Source organism: Phycisphaerae bacterium (genome assembly GCA_017999985.1).
Classification (GTDB): Bacteria; Planctomycetota; Phycisphaerae; order UBA1845; family Fen-1342; genus JAGNKU01.
This window is the reverse complement of record JAGNKU010000007.1, coordinates 46,106-64,782: the sequence shown is the minus strand read 5'-3', so window position 1 is coordinate 64,782 and position 18,677 is coordinate 46,106. Positions and strand designations below refer to the sequence as shown.

Below are 18,677 nucleotides of genomic sequence, written 5' to 3'. Positions count from 1 at the left end.
TGCATGTATGCCCGGGCCGCCGGCCAACGCCGCAGGGGCCCACGACCTCCCTCCCTGCCGGGGAGGGACTGGGGAAGGGGCGACACACCGCGCATCGCACCCGCTCCCTGACCTCCTCGTTGACTGGAGGAGGGGCTCCTCAAGGACTGGGTCAGACGGGACTCGAACCCGTACTGTAGGGATTTTAAGTCCCTTGCCTCTGCCAATTGGGCTACTGACCCTTATCGCCGGCGAGACGGCGGTGCCTTCACTTCGAGCAGATCGTAACTGGCCGCGGCGGATCGCCCACCGTGATGTCCGCGTATCCGGTCACGCTCGTCTTCAGGTAGCCGAGCCCCGGCCAGTGCGGCTTGCGCGGGTGCGGCACCAGCGACGTCACGCGCCCGACCTCCAGGCCATCACGACGCAACACCGCCGGCAGCGCCAGCCCAGCGCCGTCCGCCACCCGCAACTGCACCAGCCGGCGGGCCAGCGCCCCATGGGCCCGCATCCGCTCGATCACCTCCTGCCCCAGGTAGCAGCCCTTGTGAAAGCTGACGCCGCGCTCGAGCTGCCCGGTTTCCGGCGGCAGCACGTCGTCCGCGAAGTCGCTGCCCAGCCAGGGGATGCCGGCCTCGATCCGCAGCAGATCGAGCGTGTGGTAGCCGATCGGTCGCGCCCCCATCTCCACCAGCCGGTCCAGCCACGCGCCCGCGTCCCCGCGCGGGACCACCAACTCGAATCCCGGCGCGCCGAGCGCGTCGTGCCGCAGCAGGTGGACCGACCCGTCCGCGAGCGGCACCGTTGCCAGCGCCGGCAGCGCCTTGAAATTCGACACGTCCAACCGCTCGGCCAGCTCGGCCGCCCGCGCGCCGCCGCAACCCAGGCGGGCATATTGGCCGCCGCCGTCCACGATCTTCACGTCTTCCTTGAACAGGTGCCGGTCGAAGTGCGCGGCGGCCACCGGCACGGCCTGCGCATCCACGTCGAGCCACAACATCTTCGGTAGGCACAGGATGTTCAGGTCGAACAGGATGCGACCCTTGACGTTGAGCGCGAATGCGTAGACGCCGGCGTGCTCGCTGAGTGCGCTGACCGTGTTGGTCACGAGGTTGTGCAGCCACGCCCGCCGGTCGGCCCCCGTGAGGATCACCAGGCCGCGATCGCTTCGGTCGAACACGACCGCGGCGGTGCGCGCGCTGTCATACTCTTCACCGGCCGAGGCGAACCGCGCCGCCATCCGCACGCCGCGGATATCCTGCAGTTCCCGGGCCGTATAGCAGCGAGCGTCGGAGAATGGCGACAACGCGACCATCGAGTCGCTCCGCGACCCTCCGCGGCGGCGCGGCGTCCATTCGCACACGGCGGCGGATCGTCTACAATCAGCCTACGTCAAGCCCGCGAGTCGTGCAATTATGGATGACGGCGATGCGCAGCGCGTGGATCATTTCCACCGGGACCGAACTTACGCTGGGGCAGACCGTGGCCACCAACGGCGCCTGGCTCGCGGCGCGCCTCGCGGCCGTCGGCATCCGCACCCAGCGGCACATCACCGTCCCCGATGACGAGGCCGCCACGCGCGCGGCCATCCTCGAGGCCGCCGCTGCGTGTGATGTCATCGTCGTCACTGGCGGGTTGGGACCCACCGACGACGACCTGACGCGAGCGGCGCTGGCGGGCGCGACCGGCGCGCCGTTGGAATTGCACGCGCCCAGCCTCGAGCGCATCCGCGCCTTCTTCACCGCGCGCGGCCGCACGATGCCGGAGCATAACGCCGTGCAGGCACTGGCCCCGCGCCACAGCACGATTCTGCCGAACGCCTGCGGCACCGCCCCGGGCATACTCGCGACCGTGCGCGGCATCCCGTGCTACGTGCTGCCCGGCGTGCCGTTTGAAATGCGCGTTATGTTCGACGCGGAAGTCGTGCCCCGGCTCCGCGGCGCAACCGGCGAGACAGTCGTCCTGAGTCGCCGCCTGCATACGTTCGGCATGGGCGAGTCCGACGTTGGCGAGCAGATCCGCGACCTGATGCAGCGCGGCCGCAACCCGGAGGTGGGCACGACCGCCGAGTTCGGCCAGATCGGCATCCGCATCAACGCCACCGCACCGTCGCTGCCCGCCGCCACGACGCTGCTCGACGAGACCGAAACCGAGATCCGCCGGCGACTGGGCGTGGTCGTTTTCGGGTGCGAGGATGACACGCTCGCGCGCGTCGTGGGCGAGTTACTGGTCCACGCCGGCCAGACGCTGTGCACCGCGGAGTCGTGCACCGGCGGCCTGATCGGCACGCTCATCACCGACGTGCCTGGCAGCAGCCGGTACTACGCGGGCGGGGTGATTGCCTATGCGAACGATGTTAAGGCGGACCTGCTGGGCGTGGACCGGACCGACCTGGACCGGCACGGGGCGGTCAGCGAGCCGGTCGCCCGGGCCCTGGCGGAAGGGGCGCGGCGCACCTTCCGCACCGACTTCGCGCTGTCGACCACGGGAATCGCCGGCCCGGACGGCGGCACGGCTGCCAAGCCGGTCGGTCTGGTATACATCGGGCTAGCCAGCCCGGCGGGGACCGAGATGCACGAGTTCCGCTTCGGCCACGATGCATCGCGCGAGGCGATCCGTTTGCGCGCCGCGCGCACGGCGCTGAACCTGCTCCGGTTGAAACTCGTACCCCCGGCGGCGGTTCATGGCGGGGTGGTGAGTGGCCGATAATGATCTGGGCGTGTACGCTATCATCGCCAGGGAACGTTCCCGTGCCCGGTCGGACGGCCGGCGTCGCGATGTTTCTGGCTCGCAGAGGAGTTGCCGGATGGTCCTGAGAATCGCGCTGCTTTGTTCCATCGTGGGTCTTGCCACCCCGCTCGCTTACGCCCAGGAGTCGCCTCCGCCACCCGCGTCACAGCCCGCCGCGGCCCAGCCAACGAGGATGGACCCCGATGAGGCGGTGGCTCGCGCCAGACAGCTCAAGAACGCCAACCAGTTCGCCGCGGCTCTGGATTTGCTCAAGCGCACGCTGGTGGACGCGCCGGGTCACATCGAGGGGAACCTGCTGGCGGCCGAGATCCTGATGGAGAGCAACGACTACGACCTGGCCCGCACGTACTTCAAGAACGTGCTGGATCGCGAGCCGAGCAACTACCGCGCCAACCTGGGCACGGGCAAGATCTGGGTCGCGAACCGCACGCCCCGGCAAGCCACGATCTTCCTCGAACGCGCGGAAAGCGTCGCCCCACCCGAGGGGCGCGCCGAAGTGAAGCGCCTGCTGGCCACGGCGTACGCACAGATGGGCCAGACGCAGCAGGGCATCAATAAGGCGCTCGAGGCCGTGCAGGCAGACACCGCGGACCTCGACGCGCAACTCACGCTCGTGCAGATTCGCCAGACGGCGCTCCAGCGCGACCCGCAGCAGATGGAAGCCGCGCTGGCCGACGCGGAAAAATACGTGCAGATGTCGGCGGCAGCGCTGGCGCGGAGCCCATTTGACCGCAAGGTGCTGCAGCGGCTGGCGGGTTCCTACCAGATCCTGCTTTCCACGCCGCCGAACGTCGGCGTCTTGCAGGCGCTGCATAATTCGTTCTACGGGCGCAACCTGCGGGGAGAACCGACCGGCGAGCTGCTGCCAGGCAAAGGCCCCGACGCCGCCGCCGTGCTGATGCGCATTGCGGACGTTTACCGCCAGCAGGCGCTCGTGAACCTGATCGGGTCCGAGCTGGATGCAATCCTGATGACCGAGACCGCGGTCAGCGACAAGTATGATGCGAGGAACGTGAAGTATCTCGAGCAGTTGGCCGCGTCCTACGCGCAGTTGCAGGACCTGCTCATACGCCTGGTCGGCCCGGCCGTCACCGCGGACCCGACCCTGTCACAAGAGACGATCAGCGTCTATCAGAAGATCCTGCAGCTTGACCCCAATAACGAGCGTGCCCGGCAATACCTGCAGAGCGTGGGCGCGCCGTTAACCACGCAGCCGGCGGGCGACTTGACCGAACAACCGTGACGCGGATGGATTGCGGCGACCGGTGCCGCTGGAAAGCCAAGCGCCCGTCGGGGCTGCTGCGCGTACCGTTCGTACCGGGGGTTCCGTTACGGAACTCCGCTCCATAGAGCCGGTTAGGGGATGTTTGCCCGGTCATCGAAGTCGTGGATGCGTGCACCGTTGCTGTCAGTCACGCGCCACAGGAGCTGCGGGTACGCCGGCTCGGTGTCCTCGCGGACGAACGCGTAGTCGATTCGCCCGCCGCGGTAGAACGCGTTGCACGGTGCGTTGGTTCCGCCGGTACCCGGTGCAAGCTCCTGGAACGCCACGCTGGCGCCGGTGCATTCGCAACCAGTGCCCTGAATGTCTCCGGGCACGCGCCGGCCCGATCCCACGCCCAGTGCGGTGGAACCGGTGATCCGGTCCGTCTCGTCCACGTAGTAGAACGCGTCCTGAGCGCAGTCGGGGTCGCCGGCCGTCGTGACGTCGCCGGTGGCGCAGGGCGAGGGGTTGTTGCGGCTGACCTTGAGCGCCTGGCCGCCCGCTGTCGTGCCGGGATTGTGGAAGAGGATCAGGTTGGGCACGGGCACCGTCGCGCCGGCGCTGGTGAAGAAGCCGTCGTATGTGGGGGTCGTGCCCTGCGCCGGCCCGATCGCCGAGCTCAGGTTGCTGGCGCTGGTGCCGCCGGCCGAGCGGAACTGCCCGCCGCGGTGGAAGTAATACAACGCCGGTCCGACCACGCAGTAGTTGCCCAGGGGCACGGACTGGCCCTCGGGGACCGAGATGTAGCCGAACGAGGTGTACAGCCCGATGTCGGTCGGGCACACGGCGCCGGTCGGATAGGTGTCGCTGTTGACCTGCGCGATCAGGATCAGGAAGTAGTGCACGTAATCGTCGCATTGGTTTCGCATGGCGATGCGGACGAACTTGCGCGACTGCGATTCGGTGCACGGATCGATGAAGCCGCCCGTGTCGGTGCCCAGGCCGCCGCCCGTCTGGCGTCCGGATGTGGCCGGCGCGTTGCTGCCCCCTGTGATGGCCCCCGTCGCGAGGAAGGGCGGCAGAAAGTACTCGAAGGCGTTGCCGGAGCCGCCGCAGCCCGCGGCCCACAGGCCACCCGCCAGGCCGACGACCATGAACCACGCCGCCCAGCGCTGTCGCGTTCCAACCATGCTGCGCATGCGATGCACTCCCATCAGTCACATCAGGACGGCACACACGCCCGTCCGGATCTGCCCGTTCGCGCGGGCCGGGCGCCGACCCTGCCCGCCCTGAGGCAATATATCCCCGTCCCGGGTTTCCGACAAGCTGGCGACCCGCGGCCCGCGCCGCGGTCCGGAAGAATCGGCGTTGCGTTCCGGCGCGGCTTGCGGCAAACTGCGCGAAAACCGGAGTCGCAGCGCCCATGAGTCAGTCTGACAGTGACACCCCGCGTTTCAAGGTCCTGATCGCCGACGACAATCCCCAGATCCTGGAGCTGCTCGAAGCCTACCTGGAGCCGCTGGGGGTGGACGTGCGTCTGGCCGCTGACGGCGAAGCGACGCTCGCGGCCGTCGAGCGCGACGAGCCTGACCTGATCCTGCTCGACATCATGATGCCCAAACGCAGCGGCTTCGAAGTCTGTCGTTTGCTGAAGGACGACCCCCGCTACCGCGACATCGCGATCATCATGGTCACGGCACTGAATGAAATGGGCGACCTCGAACGCGCCCGCGAGTGCGGCAGCGACGATTTCCTTAGCAAGCCGGTCAACAAGATCGAGCTGCTCGCACGCGTCCAGAACCTGCTCAAGCTCCGTCAGTTGAAACGTGCGGCGGGACGCCGGGGGGCCGAGCCTCCGCCTGCGGAATAGCCGCACCGCCCTCCAACCGCACGGCATCCGCCGGGACGCCCGCGGCCCGCAGCCCCTCCCGCAGGCGGCGCACGTCGCTCCGCAAGGCCGCCGTCACGTCGATCACCTGCACGTACCCAGGGTCCAACCGACGTTCGAGACCGATCACGTCCGCCAGGTCCGCGAGCGTGCCGTAGCGCCCGTCCAGCCAGACCACGCCCCGCGCGTCCAGCACGACCACGCGCGGACGCGGGCGCGCCGGGCGCAGCACCATGCGCACCGGCGTGTCGAGCGGCGGCAGCGCAGCGGTGTGCGCGGTGGCCCACAGCGCGCCATACCGGCTCGGATAACGCCGCGAGAAGCACAACAGACTGTCCGCAAAATCCACGAGCGCGACGCCGACCCCGGACTGGTCGGTGGCGAGCCCGCCCGCCGCGGTGCGCAGTGAGCCGGCGAAGATCCACGGCCGCGGCAGGGGGGAGCGGCCGTATTCGACCTCGCGCAGCCACTCGTACGCGTCGGCGGTGCGTTTGCGGCCGTCCTCCTCCCACATGAACGCGATGTCCACGAGCCCGCCCGCCGGGGGCGCGAATGTGCCGGTTTCCGGGTTCCACCGCGGCGGGTGACCAGGCTGTACGCCGATCAGTCCAAGCGCCAGGTAGACATGCGTGGCCGCCGCGTCGCAGCGCACGATGCTCTCGTGCTCCTTGCCGGGCCTGCAGGCGAGAAACTCGAGCGCGCCCGCCCGCAGCACCACGCGGGTCTGCACGTGCACCGCCGGCGCCCGCCAGTCGATCCAGACCCCCGGCTGAAACGCCGCCGGTGCGGTCGTCGATTGCGTTGCCGCCGGCGGGTCGCCCGTCGCGAGCAGAACCAGGCAGGTAATCTCGCCGAGCCAGAGCACTTGGCAGCCTCAAGCAAGACGCCCGCCGCCGGTGGGCAACGGGCGTCGTTCAATCCGTGGTGTTCAGCGCCGGTCGAGCGCGGTCAAATGCCGGCGCCCTGCGAGAAGGTCGGGAACGCCTCGTCCTCGGCCTCCTTCTGGATGATGATCTTGGCCTTGACCAGGATGAGCAGCGTCCGCGTGTCCTTCACGGTCGTCTGGTTCGTGAACGCGCGCTTCAGCACGGGGATCTTGCTCAATACCGGCACGCCGGCCTCGACCTCGACCTCGCCGACCTGCTTCAGCCCGCCCATGAGCACGGTTCCGCCGTCCGGGATCGAGACGGTGGTCTGAATCGTGGTGAACGTCTCGGTCGGGAGCTCGATGAACGCGCCGGGCGAGTTGCCGCTCGCGCGCTGCGTCTCGAACCGCTCGAACGTCGGGTCTTCACGCGACTCCAGGCTCAGCGTCAGCGTGACGTAGCGCCGGTCCGCACTGATCGTGCCCTCCACGTACATGCCCACGCCGCTCGAAGCCACGTTCGTTTCCGGCGCAAAACCGACGGCGGCCTCGGCCAGCCGCGGCTCGAGGCTGGCCACGTACGTGCGGGCCTTACCGACGTCGATACGCGAGGCCTGCCCGTTGAAGATCACGATCCGCGGCGCCTGCACGATGCTCGAACGCGAATTGGCCTGCGTGGCCCGGATCAGGAAATCCACCTGCAGGTTGTCGAGGAACGAGCCGGCGATGCTCAGGGCCGGCGTCAGCCCGGCTTGCGACGCAAAGGTGCCCGGCACGCCGGTGGCCACGTTCGGCTTGGCGAGCGAGACCGAGTTCTGCTGCGCGGAAATCGGCGTGAAGTAGTGTGACGACGGGATCATACCGCCCTCCGCGGGCACGAGCCCCGCCGACGAGTACGGCTGCTGTGGAACGGTGCCGGCCGTCAGGGGCACGCCGAACGCCGGTGTCGCCGGCAGCACACCCATCCGGGAGTAGTCGCGCGGGATGAGCACGATGGCCCCCGTGGCGGGATCGGTCAGCACGCCGGTGGCTCCCTGGGCCTGGTCGAACCCGGCGTTGCCGGCGTTGAAGACGAAGTCCAGGTCGACGCCGAATTCCTCGAGGAAGTTCGAGGTCACGCTGAGCAGGCGCGATTCGACGCTGATCTGGAGGGCACGCGTCTCGCGCAACTGGCTGAGCAGGTCGGCCACCTGCCGGTGGGCATCGGACGTGTTGTAAATGATAAGTTGCCCGTTCAGATCGCGGATCGAGCCGTCGCCGCCCCCCGTCTCGCGCCAGGAATCTGGCTCGACGGTCTGGCGGATGATGTCGATGATCTGCTGCGTCAGCGCCGTGTTGTCCTGGTTTTGCTGGTCTTGCTGCTGGTTGTACTGGCCACCCTGGCCCTGGCCGAACATGCCGCTGGCCGCCCCGCCGCCGCCGCCACCGCCGCCCACGCCGGTATTCTGTCCCAGGCCCTGCGTTACGTCGAAACGCCCCTGGCGCTGCGCGCGCGGCAGGCTGATGAGCAGATCGCGGATGTCGTAAATCAGGACCAGCTTGTCGCGGTCCAGCTTGTCCTTCGTCGCGATGCGGAGCAGACCGTCCCCAATGGCAAACGCCAGCCGCGTGTCGCCGCCGGCCTGCGCCAAGACCTCGTTCAGCACCGCCCGGAACGTGACGTTGCTCAACTGCACCGTCACGGCCTTGTCCCGTTCGATGCCGTTGTCCGCCAGGTCCGTCCAGTCCACCGAGATGTTGATCTTTGTAACGTCGGTGAGGAAGTCCATCACCTGCTCGAGCGGCGTCTCCTCGAACCGCACGTCCGGCAGGGCCGCGCTGAGCTGGCGATTCAGCTCGACATCGCCGATGTCGCGCCCCGTGCTGATGCCCTGCTTCGCGCGCTGCGCGGTCAGCTCCAGCCAGTTCTGCGGATACATGACGTCCACGTCCCACGGGATCAGGGCGTCCTCGGCGTTCTCCAGCGCGCGGCGGGTCTGCGAATCCACGTCGGCCTGCCAGCGACTCTGGCGATCGAACGACTCGAGATCCTCGGCCCAGTTGAGCTGGTAACGCGCCTCCGCGTTGCCCGGGTCGATCCGCAGAATCTCACGGAGCACCTCGGCCGCCTCGCCGTAACGCCGCTCACGGCGCAACTGCTCGACCGAGTTGAAGAGCTGAATGATCTTCTCGGCCTTCTGCTGCTCGATCTGCAGCTTGCGGCGCTCGATCTGGTCGCGGATCTCCTGCCGCTGGCGATCGGCCGTCAGGCGCGCGTGGTCGTCCGCCGCCAGCTCCATCTCGCGTTGCAGCGCGAGCACGCCGGCGCGCGACGTCTCATACTTGGACACGGGCTCCGCGTAGTGCGCCGCCGACTCGATCGCCTGGAGCGCCGCCGCCACCCGCTGCCGGGCCGTGATGAAATCGCTGTCCGCCATCGCGGCCCGCGCCTCGGCCGACAGCGACTCAGCCATCGCCACCGCCCGCTGCCAGAGCAGCTCGTCCCGCATCCGCAGCTCGTCCGTCGGCGTCAACGGGCGCGGCCCGACCGGCTCCTCGGCCGGTGTCGGCGGCGGCGCGGTCTGCGGCGCAGCCTGGGCCGGGGTCGCTGGTGCTGGCGTGCTCGGCGACTGCGGCGTCGGGTCGGTCGCGATGACGACTTGCGGGTCGCCGCTGGTCACCACCGGCCCGTTGGACCGCGGTGCTTCGGGGAGTTTCTTTTTCTCGACAATGCGCTGCAACTGGGCCGCCGCGGTGGTGCGCGCCGCGGCCCGCGCGTGACTGTTCTGCCCGACCGCCGTGTACAGTCGCTCAGCTTTGTCCCAGTCGCCCGCCTCGAAGGCGGCGTCCGCCTCAGCCATGTCCCGGGCCGCCTGGTCGCTGCCCGCAATGGCCTGCGGCAGCAGCGTTAGCAGCTCTTCCAGCGTGCCGCGCTCGGCGTCGGTCAACCCCGAGCGCTCGATTTTCAGCAACGCGTCCTGCGCCGCCCGGTACTCCTGCTGTTCATACAGGTCGATCGCCGCCTGCAACTGCTCGCTCTGCGCGGTCGCCAGGGGCACGAGCGCCAAGACGACTAGCAACGCTACCCCGCTCCAGACTCTCGCCACCACTGCCATCCGGATCTCCTTCGAACCCGGCACGTCGAGCCCGCTAGTCCGAACTCGTCGGCCTGCCGCGGCGGCGTACGCGCGCACACGCCGTCCGGCCATCCACACTCACCGCATCACTCACACCGGTCGAGAGGGATGAACTTATGAAGCCGAGTATGGGCGCCCCATACAACATACGCGCGGCAGTTTAGCCCCCGACCCCCACCGACGCAACCGCGTTTTCGAGTCGCCTTGACGCCCGGCCGTCGCCCCCGCGGGCTTGGCGGCTCGACCGCCTCCCGGGACGGATTCCCGCCATGCCAATCCCTGGACGGTGCCATACTATGATTCATGCATGTCATCGTCGGACAACACCCCTGGACGCGTCGAACTGGAACTCGGCGGGCTGCACTGCGCCGGTTGCATCGCCGCGGTCGAGAAAGCCCTTACCACGGTGCCCGGCGTGGCCTCCGCCAGCGTCAACCTCGCCACTGCGCACGCAACTGTGATCCTCGCCGCCGCCGCGCCCCCGCCGGCGGAGGCCCTGCTCGCGGCCGTGTCGCGCGCGGGTTATCAGGCCTGGATCGCGACGCCCGGCGGACCCGCGGCTGCGTCCGCCGACGAGCGGCAGCGCCGCCTGCGCGGGCAGCAGTGGCGGTTGCTGGCGGCCACCGTCCTGGGCCTGCCGGTCGTCGCCGTCCACGTCGTGCCCACGCTGCACCCGTCCCGCGCGGGTTGGCTGGTGCTTGCGGTGTTCACTGTGGGGGTCTTTGTGACGGCGGCCGGCCCGATCCTGGTCGGCGCCCTGCGGGCCCTGGCCGCGCGTCAGGCGAACATGGACCTGCTCGTGAGTCTCGGCGCCCTGACGGCCCTGCTAAGTGGCGTGATCGGCGTTGCCACGCACAACCATGAGCTGATCCTGTTCGATGCCGCCGTGATGATCGTATGGTTCGTCGCGCTCGGGAAACACCTGGAAGCCCGGGCGCGTGGGCGTGCGGCGTCGGCGCTGGAGCGTCTCATGGCGCGCATCCCGCGCGCCGCGCAGCGCGTCGTGGATGGCCGCACCGAAACCGTGCCGATCGACGCCGTGCAGCCGGGCGATCGTCTGCGCGTTGGCGCCCAGACGCTCGTGCCGGTCGATGGCGAAATCGTGTCCGGTCGCGGCACACTCAACGAGGCCATGCTGACGGGTGAGGCCTTGCCTGTCGAGCGCGCTGCCGGGGAAACGGTCTACGGGGGCACCGAAGTGGTCGACGGCCTGTTCGAGCTGCGCGCGACCGCCACCGGTCGCACCAGCGCCGCGGCGCGCATCGCGCAGCTGGTCGCGGACGCACAAGCGACCAAACCGCCCTGGCAGCGTTTCGCCGATCGCGCGGCAGCCGTGTTCGTGCCCGTCGTGCTCGGTCTGGCGCTGGCGACGCTGGCCGGCTGGCTGTGGCTCGCTGACGCCGCGCTGCTGCCGGCCGTGCAACGGATGATCGCCGTCCTGGTCGTCGCGTGTCCGTGTGCCTTGGGGCTGGCCATCCCGACGGCCGTCCTGGTGGGCACGACGCGGGCCGCCGAGCACGGAATCCTGGTGCGCAACGCCTCGGCCCTGGAGGCGGCCGGCCAGGTTCGCGAGGTGCTGCTCGACAAAACTGGCACGCTGACGCTTGGACAGCCGGCCCTCGCCCGCGTGCAATTGCTGGACCGCGCCGATGAAGCCACGGTGTTGCAGGCGGCGGCCGGGCTGGAACAGCTCAGCGCGCACCCGCTGGCCCAGGCCCTGGTGCGCGCGGTGCGGGAGCGCGGCCTGAACCTGCCGCCCGCGCAGGACCTGCACGCGCGACCTGGTGCCGGCCTGCGCGGCCAGGTTGGCGGTGACCAGGTGCTGGTGGGCAGCGCCGCGTGGCTCGACGAACACAGGATCCAGACCGCGGCCCACGCCCCGCAGGCCGACGCGCTGGCGGACACGGGCTGCAGCGTGGTCTGGGCCGCGCTCAACGGTCGCCCCGCCGCCCTCTTCGCCTTTTCCGATCCGCTCCACCCCGAGGCCACGGCCGCCCTCGACGCGCTCCGCCGTCTCGGCATCCGGACGCGCATCCTCTCCGGCGACCGTGCGGCGGTGGTGCGCCGGGTCGCGGAGCAACTCGGCGTGGACGCGTACGAGGCCGAACTGACGCCGCAGCAGAAATTGTCGCGTGTGCGCGCGCAGGCCGCGCAACATGGACACGTGGCAATGGTCGGTGACGGCATCAACGATGCGCCCGCGCTGGCCGCCGCGAGCGTGGGCATCGCCATTGGCACAGGCGCTGACGTGGCCCGCGCGGCGGCGGACATTTGCCTGGTCGGTCACGCGCCGCACGGCATCGCGGACGCGATCCGCGTGTCGCGCCGCAGCGCGCGGATCATGAAGCAGAATCTTTTCTGGGCCGTGGCGTACAACCTGGTCATGCTGCCGGTGGCCATGCTCACGCCGCTGCCCCCAGCGCTGGCCACGGCCGCGATGATGTGCAGTTCGCTGACCGTCGTCGCCAATTCGCTGCGCCTGCGACGCGCGCTCTGATGCCGCGCTCAACGCTCCGCCGGTGCGACCAGCCACAGCTCCGGTGGCGTCACGGTGCTGCTCAGTACCTCGGTGCCGCGCTGTAACTGCGGTGCGGGCAGCACGCAGGCTCCGGGCCGCACCACGACGAGGTAGTACTCGTGCCGATTGCGCCCCGGCTTCAGGCCCGGCACATCGAACACCAGCGCGTCGGTGACGTCCGGTCGTGGGCTGCCAATCTGCGTCGGCTTGGTCATTGCGCCGGTCACCGGGTGGCATGTCGGCGGTACGCGCTGCGTCCACAGCAGCTCCGCCTCCGGGGCCGTGACATCCAGTTCCTCCACGACCTTGAGGGACTGCCCGGGCACCAGGCGCGCCGTGGACTCCAGCGGCACCCAGCGCCAGTGCGGATGCGCGGCGGTGTGCACGTGTTCCGCCCCCGGTGGGGGTACCCAGAGCATGATGGTGCGCTGGATGCGCAGCCGCGCCTCCGTGGGGGGCTCGTCTGCCGGAAGCACCTCGTACGGCGTGCGCGCGGTCTGCCGCTGCTCGCGCGCCGTGACTTCCGCTTGGACCTCGCCCACGCCGGCCCGCGCGGCTTCCACATCCACATGGAGCCACGCGCGGCCCAGGGCGGGCAGCTCGACGCTCGCCGCCGTGTTTACCGGCGCCGGCTGCGCGGCGTGACCTTCGAGCGCCACGCGCGCCGTCTCCGCATGTAGCCCGCCGTCGCTCGTGCAGCGCACCTGCACGTGGACGGGCTCGGCGTAGCCGTTCTCGACCAGCACCGCCACCTGCGAGCGGTCGCCGAGCGTCAAGCGCGCCGGCACATCCAGCGCCAGCCGCACGCCGCGGCGCGCATCCAGTAGAGTCTGCGCGGTTGCGACCGTCCCCGCCGGTGTCCGCGCCATGGCGATCAACTTGTACAGCCCGGGCGTCGCCGGCAGCGGCACGGACAGGGTGGTCGCAGCGTCCTCGCCGAGTTCGACGCTGGTGGTCCAGAGCGTCACGCCTTCGGTGAGTGCGGGCCAGAGCGCGCCAAGGCCGGCCTCCAACGCCGGCCGCAAGTCATCGGGCTTTGCCACCGTCGCCGTGTCGCCCGCCGAGCCGACGATGGACAGGCCCAGGTCCGCCCAGGTGTCGTCCACGTCGCGGGTGGCAACACGCCGGTTCTCGTAGCCGACATCTTCTGCGGCGATCAGCCGCGCCATGAGCGTCGTCCCGGGCGGCGGCGCGGGCGTCGCCGCGCAGCGGGCCGTGACCTCCGCGGACGTGCCGGGCCAGGCATCCGGCGACGCAACCGCGAGGTCCAGGCGGAGCATGCGCTCCGGATCAGCCGCCACGTAAGGTGCCGCGAGAATCTCAAAACCCTTCGGGCGGGCGGCGAGCAGTACGGTGCGCAAGCCCAACGCCGGTTCGCGCTGCAACAGGAAGTGCCCGGCGTGCTCCGCCTGGCCCGGCTTGCCGACACTCCAGGCGGCATGGGGCTCGCTGTCGGCCAGCAGCACCAGCAGCGGGCAGTCCGCCTCACCAGTAAGCGTGAAGCGCACCACCGCGTCTTCATCCACCCGGCTAAAATGCGCCGCGAGCCGCACACCGGTCCCGCTGTTCGGTTGGGCTGTCGCGGCGTCACCGACGCGGAACGTGGTCTGCAGCGGGATCGGCTCGTCGCCGACCACCGCCAGCGTTGCGATGGCCGCGTAGTCCCCGGGGGCGGACGGCCGCCACGGCGCGCTGACCAGTCCGCCGGCGGTGGCCTGCAGCGGTAGTCGCGCGACCGGCGCGCCGCCGTGCTGCACGACCACTTCCGGGAAGCGCGCGACCGCCACACCGCCGGGCTCGAACCAGCCGACGTTGAACCGGATCTCGCTGCCGACGGTCCAGTCCCCCGGCGCCACCGTCAGCCACGCGTGGCGTCGTTGCGCCGCCACGAGCACCTCCGCCTTGCCGACGCCCTCGCGCCCATCCCAGCTCCGGACCGTGGCGGTCACGGTGATCGCCAGCGGTCCCTCCGGCAGTCCGAATTCCGCGCGCGACACCTCGAACGGCATGCGACCGGCCAGGTCCAGCCGCCCGTCGCGCACCGCGAATGCGCCGGTCATCGGCGCGCTGTTCTCGCCCGCGTCCGGCAGGCGTCGCGCGCGGAACTCGCACGTGACCGGCGCCTGCGACGTCGCTGTGCCCCACGGGTATTCGCCGACGACGGCGCCGGTGAGCACGGCCGCGTCCGCCGCCAGCCAGGTGGGCATGTCCACGCGGACGCGAAAACGCGCCAGCTCCAGCGGCGGAATGCTGACCGTCGCGCGCCCGAAGAGGTTGCCCACGCTCTGCCCGACCAGCCGCGGCAGCACACGCAGGTGTTTCGCGGCCAGGTCCGCGGTCACCGGAAATTCCGCGGCGAGCGCCGCGCCCGCCAGTGCATCGATACGCTGCTGTCGCTGCACGGCCTCGAGCGCATCGCGCACCTCCAGATCAATTGCCGTGCCCGCCGGCAGCGGTACCCCCACTTCATTGCCGGGAAAGAGCAGACCGGCCACGTACAGTGACGCTCCCACCGCCGGCGTGGGCGGCGCTGCCAGGAGCGCGATGCGCGGAGTGCCCTCCGCGCCCGGCACCGGCACGCGGCCCCGGCAAACCGCTAGCTGTGTGCCGCGCCGGACCAGGCATACCCAGCCCTTGTCGCGCATCACGTGCGCCTCCGCCGGCAGCGCAAACCGGGCCACGTCGCCCTCGAAGCGTACATCCGTCGGCGTGAACGACTGGTCCATCCAGAATTGCGCCGTCACGGGCTCGTCGGCGCCGGCTTCGTCAGACGCGGGCGCCCACAGCACCGCCGTGTGCGGACCGACGCAGGCGGCCACCCGCAGATCGCTGACGGTCACCAGGCGCTTCACCACGATTTCGCGCCCGGCAGCATCGCGCCCGCGTGCCAGCAGCACGTAGGCACCCGACTCCGCGCTGCATGCCAGCTCCGTCCCCGTCAACGCCGAATCCCACCACGCATACGTGGCCTCCGCGTTCGTCTCCACGTCACGCGCCACCCGCACCGAGCCGGACTCCGGCAGCAGCGCTTCGCTCCGGCGTGTCCGGGCGCTGTTCAACCATGCCTCCGCGTCCACCTGCCGCAATTCGAGTTGCACGCGGGGCACGCCGCGTACCTGCAGGCGCGGGCGCAGCGGCTCCCCGTTGCGCACGGCCGCCGGAGCGTGCAGCAGGATTTGCGGCCGCGTGATGTCCGCGATGCGCTCTTCGGCCCGGCGAGCGGGCTCGCCGTGCCAGTCCCGCCGCAGCCTTTCGTACAGGGCCAATGCCTCCGCCCATTGATCCAGCGTCTCGCAGTGTTGCGCGAGGCGCCAAGCGGCGTCCGCCGCCGCCGCGTTCCACGCATCCCGGCCGCTCAACTGCTCCAGCAGCGCCCGCCCGGTCCCGTCCGGGTCGCCGCAGTCCAGCAGGTACTGCGCCAGGATCGCGTCGATCCGGTCCACGGCCTCGGCCTGCCCCGGCAGGATCGCCGCCGCCGCGCGCGCCGCCGCGATCCGCGCGCGCCGCGCCTGGTCCGCAGCGTCGCGATCGGGCAGCCGGGGTACGCCGAAGCGCGGCAGCGTGTGCTCCCATTCGTTGTGCTGCGCCCAGGTTTCGGCCAGCGCTACCAGCGCCGCGGCCTGGCGCGCCAACTCCCCGCGCGCCGCGAACCCCGTCACTGCCCGGTCGAGCGCGTCCAGTGCGTCAGCGGTCTCGGTCAGCGCGCCCAGCGCGATGCCGAAGGCCAGGTTGCACTCCGGCTCGTCGCGCAGGGTCGGATCCTCGGCGCCCAGTTGCTCCAGGCGGGCCCGTCCTTCGTTGCGGTCTGCCCGCGCCGGCATGCGTAGGAGAGTCATGGCGCGCACGACGGCCGCATCGCGCTGCGCCGCCGGGTCCCGCGCCTGCGTGAGCACCTGCCGGCTGATCTGCGCGGCCGTCGCGAGATCGTCCGCGCGGTAGGCCGCCAGCGCCGCCTGCACTTCGGGCGCCCACGCGCGCCCCGCGGCTGCGTCGGGTGACTGGCCGCGCGTCGGTCGCGCCGCCAGCCCGATCAGCCCCACCATGATCACCACAACCAAGTGGCGCCAACCCGTGTACGCAAGGTCCATGACGTCTCCGTTGCTCCCGCGCTCAGCGTGCCCGCACGAAGCGCTCGAGCGGCACGTTCTGCGGCCCGGCGAGCGGGCCAATCTCGGCCAGGAAGCGCTGCGCGTCCGTGTAGTACCCCGCCGTCGCGGCCACCTGCGGCGCCACGCGCTGCCAGTACGCGTTGAACCGCTCCATCAGCACCTCGCGGACGTACTTCGCCAGCATGCTCGCGAGCGCGATCGGCAGGTGCCGCTGCTCGCCGCTCACCGCGAACTCGATGTGCCAGTCGTTGACGGCAGACGCCAGCCGGTATCGGCTGCATTCGTCGCTGACCGCCAGCACGTGCGCGTGCCGCTCCGGAAACGCGTGCATCAGCACCGCGCGATAGTCGGCCCGGCCACCGAGCCGATCGACGCGCACGTACAGATCCTGGTCACCGCAGTACCGCCCCGCCCACGCGATCAGCCGCAAAACGCCCTCGACCACCACCGCCGCCTTGTTGCGGGTCTGTGCGATCCGGCGGTTGAAGGCGTCCTCCGTCACGATCTCCGCGTGCAGACCGCAGCAGGCGACGCCGGCCGCCGTCATGGCCTGGGTCAGACGACGCGCCGCGCCCTCGAAGGCCGAGCGCGTCGGGTCGCGCGGCAGGCGCGCCCCGAGGTCTTCGTACCACGGAAACGCGGCCTGCGGCGGGCTGGCGTACCCCAGCTCCGCCAGAAACTCGCCCACAGTCTCCCAGCGCAGTCCCGCCGCGCGGGCAAACGCCAGCACCGTCCGTTCCAGCGTGGCAATCCCCCGCTTGCGCGCGAAGACCTCCTTCGAATCGCCGACCGGAAGCCGGGCTTCGCCGCGCGTCGCCCGCCGGGTGACGGCCGTGGCCAGCCAGTCCCAGTAGTCGCCGTCCACGCGCCGCGGCGCGACGCGCCACAGTGTGGCCGCCATCACCAGCGGTCCGAGCAACGGTCCATAGCCGGCTTCATCGATACCGACCACGAGCGGCACGTCACCACCCCAGCACGTAGAAGACGGCCGTGAAGATGCAGTCGGCTCCAATCAGGCAGACGATGCTCTTCACGACGGTCGTGGTCGTCGCGCGGCCCACGCCTTCGGCGCCGCCGGTGACGTGCAGCCCTTCGTAGCACGCCAGCATGGCGATGATCGCCCCGAAGACGCCCGATTTGAACAGGCCGGTGAAATAGTCGCCCATCGTCAGCGCGGCCCGCGTGCCGTCAATGTACGTCTGCGGCGCGATGTCCAGCACGAAGACCGCGGTCAAAAAGCCGCCGAAGACGCCGACCACGTCGGCCAGCGCGGTCAGGCCAACCAGCATCACTGTCGTTGCCACCACCCGCGGCACGACCAGGAAGCGAATCGGATCGAGCGCGTGTGCCCGCAGCGCCTTGATCTCCTCGCCCTCGACCATCGCCCCCAGTTCCGCCGCGATCGACGCGCCCGCGAAGCCGCTCAGGATCACCGCGCTGATCAGCGCGCCCAGCTCGCGAAAGACGGCAATGGCCACGATGTCGGCCACCCGCTCCAGTGATCCGTACAGCGCCAGCGTCGGCGCCATGTTCAGCGCCAGAATGATGCCGATGAACACCTGCACCAGCACGATGATCGGGATGCTGCGGACCCCCACGCGCACGGCCTGCTGCACCAGCGCTTCCAGCCGGATGCGGTCGGCGCCGCCACGCAGCGCCCGGACCGCGCGCTGCCCGATCGCCAGCAGCAGGCGCACGATCCCCCCGACGTAAATCGCGGCGTCGCCCAGCGCGAGAACGCCGCCGCGCACCGTGGCTCCCACAACCTCGATCCACGTCCGCCGCCCCCGCACTCGTGGACGCCCCGCGATGCTGTTCATGGCGCCGCCGCCTCATCGATCGTGCTCACGATCGTGAAGAACTTGTCGAGGTGCGTGATCTCGAACAGGCTGCGCACCCGGGGCTGCAGGCCGATGAGCACCACCCGCGCTCCGGCCCGCTCCATGGCACGCTTGACGAACACCATCGTCCCCACCCCGGATGAGTCCATGTACGGCACCTGCGACAGGTCGATGCGCACCACGTCGCGCAGCCCCTTCGCGCTCGCCAGCAGCAGCTCACGCAACCGCGGCGCCGTCTGCAGGTCCACCTCCCCGCGCACGCGGACCACCTGCGCCCCGTCAACCGCGGTAACCTCCACATCCAGTCTTCGTGTTTCGTCGCTCACGTCGCGGCCTGCTCAGGTCCCACGCGGCGGCTCGCCTCGCGCCCGCTCGATTCTCTCATACCCGCGACGGTTTCGCCACC

The 18,677-nt window shown here is 70.4% G+C and carries 12 protein-coding genes and 1 tRNA gene; 4 read left to right on the top strand and 9 right to left on the bottom strand.

Annotation, left to right across the window (positions count from 1 at the left end; all coding sequences use genetic code 11):
• Positions 1-147: 147 nt before the first annotated feature.
• Together KA383_10795 and KA383_10790 are read right to left on the bottom strand one after the other, a co-directional pair.
• Positions 148-221, bottom strand: a tRNA-Leu gene (locus tag KA383_10795).
• A gap of 26 nt (positions 222-247) precedes the next feature.
• Positions 248-1,294 carry a folate-binding protein YgfZ gene (locus KA383_10790; GenBank protein MBP7746611.1) on the bottom strand — a complete coding sequence of 349 codons (1,047 nt, stop codon included), beginning with the start codon at positions 1,292-1,294 and terminating at the stop codon, positions 248-250.
• Positions 1,295-1,407: 113 nt separating this feature from the next.
• Here KA383_10790 and KA383_10785 point away from each other — a divergent pair, with 113 nt between their 5' ends.
• The gene (locus KA383_10785) at positions 1,408-2,688 is read left to right on the top strand and encodes a competence/damage-inducible protein A (GenBank protein MBP7746610.1); all 1,281 of its coding nucleotides are present in this window, start codon (positions 1,408-1,410) and stop codon (positions 2,686-2,688) included.
• Positions 2,689-2,785: 97 nt separating this feature from the next.
• Positions 2,786-3,973, top strand: a complete 1,188-nt coding sequence (locus tag KA383_10780; protein MBP7746609.1) for a tetratricopeptide repeat protein — start codon at positions 2,786-2,788, stop codon at positions 3,971-3,973.
• A gap of 113 nt (positions 3,974-4,086) precedes the next feature.
• Here KA383_10780 and KA383_10775 read toward each other — a convergent pair whose 3' ends face one another.
• Positions 4,087-5,133: a hypothetical protein gene (locus KA383_10775; GenBank protein MBP7746608.1), complete on the bottom strand. Its 1,047-nt coding sequence runs from the start codon at positions 5,131-5,133 to the stop codon at positions 4,087-4,089.
• A 224-nt stretch (positions 5,134-5,357) separates the two neighbouring features.
• Here KA383_10775 and KA383_10770 point away from each other — a divergent pair, with 224 nt between their 5' ends.
• A complete protein-coding gene (locus tag KA383_10770) occupies positions 5,358-5,804 on the top strand; it encodes a response regulator (protein MBP7746607.1) in 447 nt (148 codons plus the stop codon).
• On the opposite strand, the gene KA383_10765 is transcribed toward KA383_10770, so the two are convergent.
• On the bottom strand, positions 5,740-6,687 hold the full coding sequence (locus KA383_10765) for a hypothetical protein (GenBank protein MBP7746606.1): 948 nt from the start codon (positions 6,685-6,687) through the stop codon (positions 5,740-5,742). The two genes, KA383_10770 and KA383_10765, sit on opposite strands and share 65 nt — an antisense overlap.
• 83 nt (positions 6,688-6,770) lie before the next feature.
• Positions 6,771-9,782: a hypothetical protein gene (locus KA383_10760; GenBank protein MBP7746605.1), complete on the bottom strand. Its 3,012-nt coding sequence runs from the start codon at positions 9,780-9,782 to the stop codon at positions 6,771-6,773.
• A gap of 328 nt (positions 9,783-10,110) precedes the next feature.
• Here KA383_10760 and cadA point away from each other — a divergent pair, with 328 nt between their 5' ends.
• On the top strand, positions 10,111-12,300 hold the full coding sequence (gene cadA / locus KA383_10755; GenBank protein ID MBP7746604.1) for a cadmium-translocating P-type ATPase: 2,190 nt from the start codon (positions 10,111-10,113) through the stop codon (positions 12,298-12,300).
• 8 nt (positions 12,301-12,308) lie between these two features.
• Here cadA and KA383_10750 read toward each other — a convergent pair whose 3' ends face one another.
• From KA383_10750 to KA383_10735, 4 genes are read right to left on the bottom strand one after another with little or no spacing between them, the layout of a single operon-like run.
• Complete coding sequence (locus KA383_10750; protein MBP7746603.1) at positions 12,309-16,409, bottom strand: hypothetical protein; 4,101 nt, start codon at positions 16,407-16,409, stop codon at positions 12,309-12,311.
• A gap of 22 nt (positions 16,410-16,431) precedes the next feature.
• Entirely contained in the window at positions 16,432-17,391 is a 960-nt protein-coding gene (locus KA383_10745; GenBank protein ID MBP7746602.1) for a hypothetical protein, read from the bottom strand.
• Between the two features lies 1 nt (position 17,392).
• Entirely contained in the window at positions 17,393-18,250 is an 858-nt protein-coding gene (locus KA383_10740) for an ABC transporter permease (GenBank protein MBP7746601.1), read from the bottom strand.
• Positions 18,247-18,597, bottom strand: coding sequence for an STAS domain-containing protein (locus KA383_10735; protein ID MBP7746600.1), 351 nt, complete (start codon positions 18,595-18,597; stop codon positions 18,247-18,249). Before KA383_10735 ends, KA383_10740 begins: the two co-directional genes overlap by 4 nt.
• Positions 18,598-18,677 lie beyond the last annotated feature (80 nt).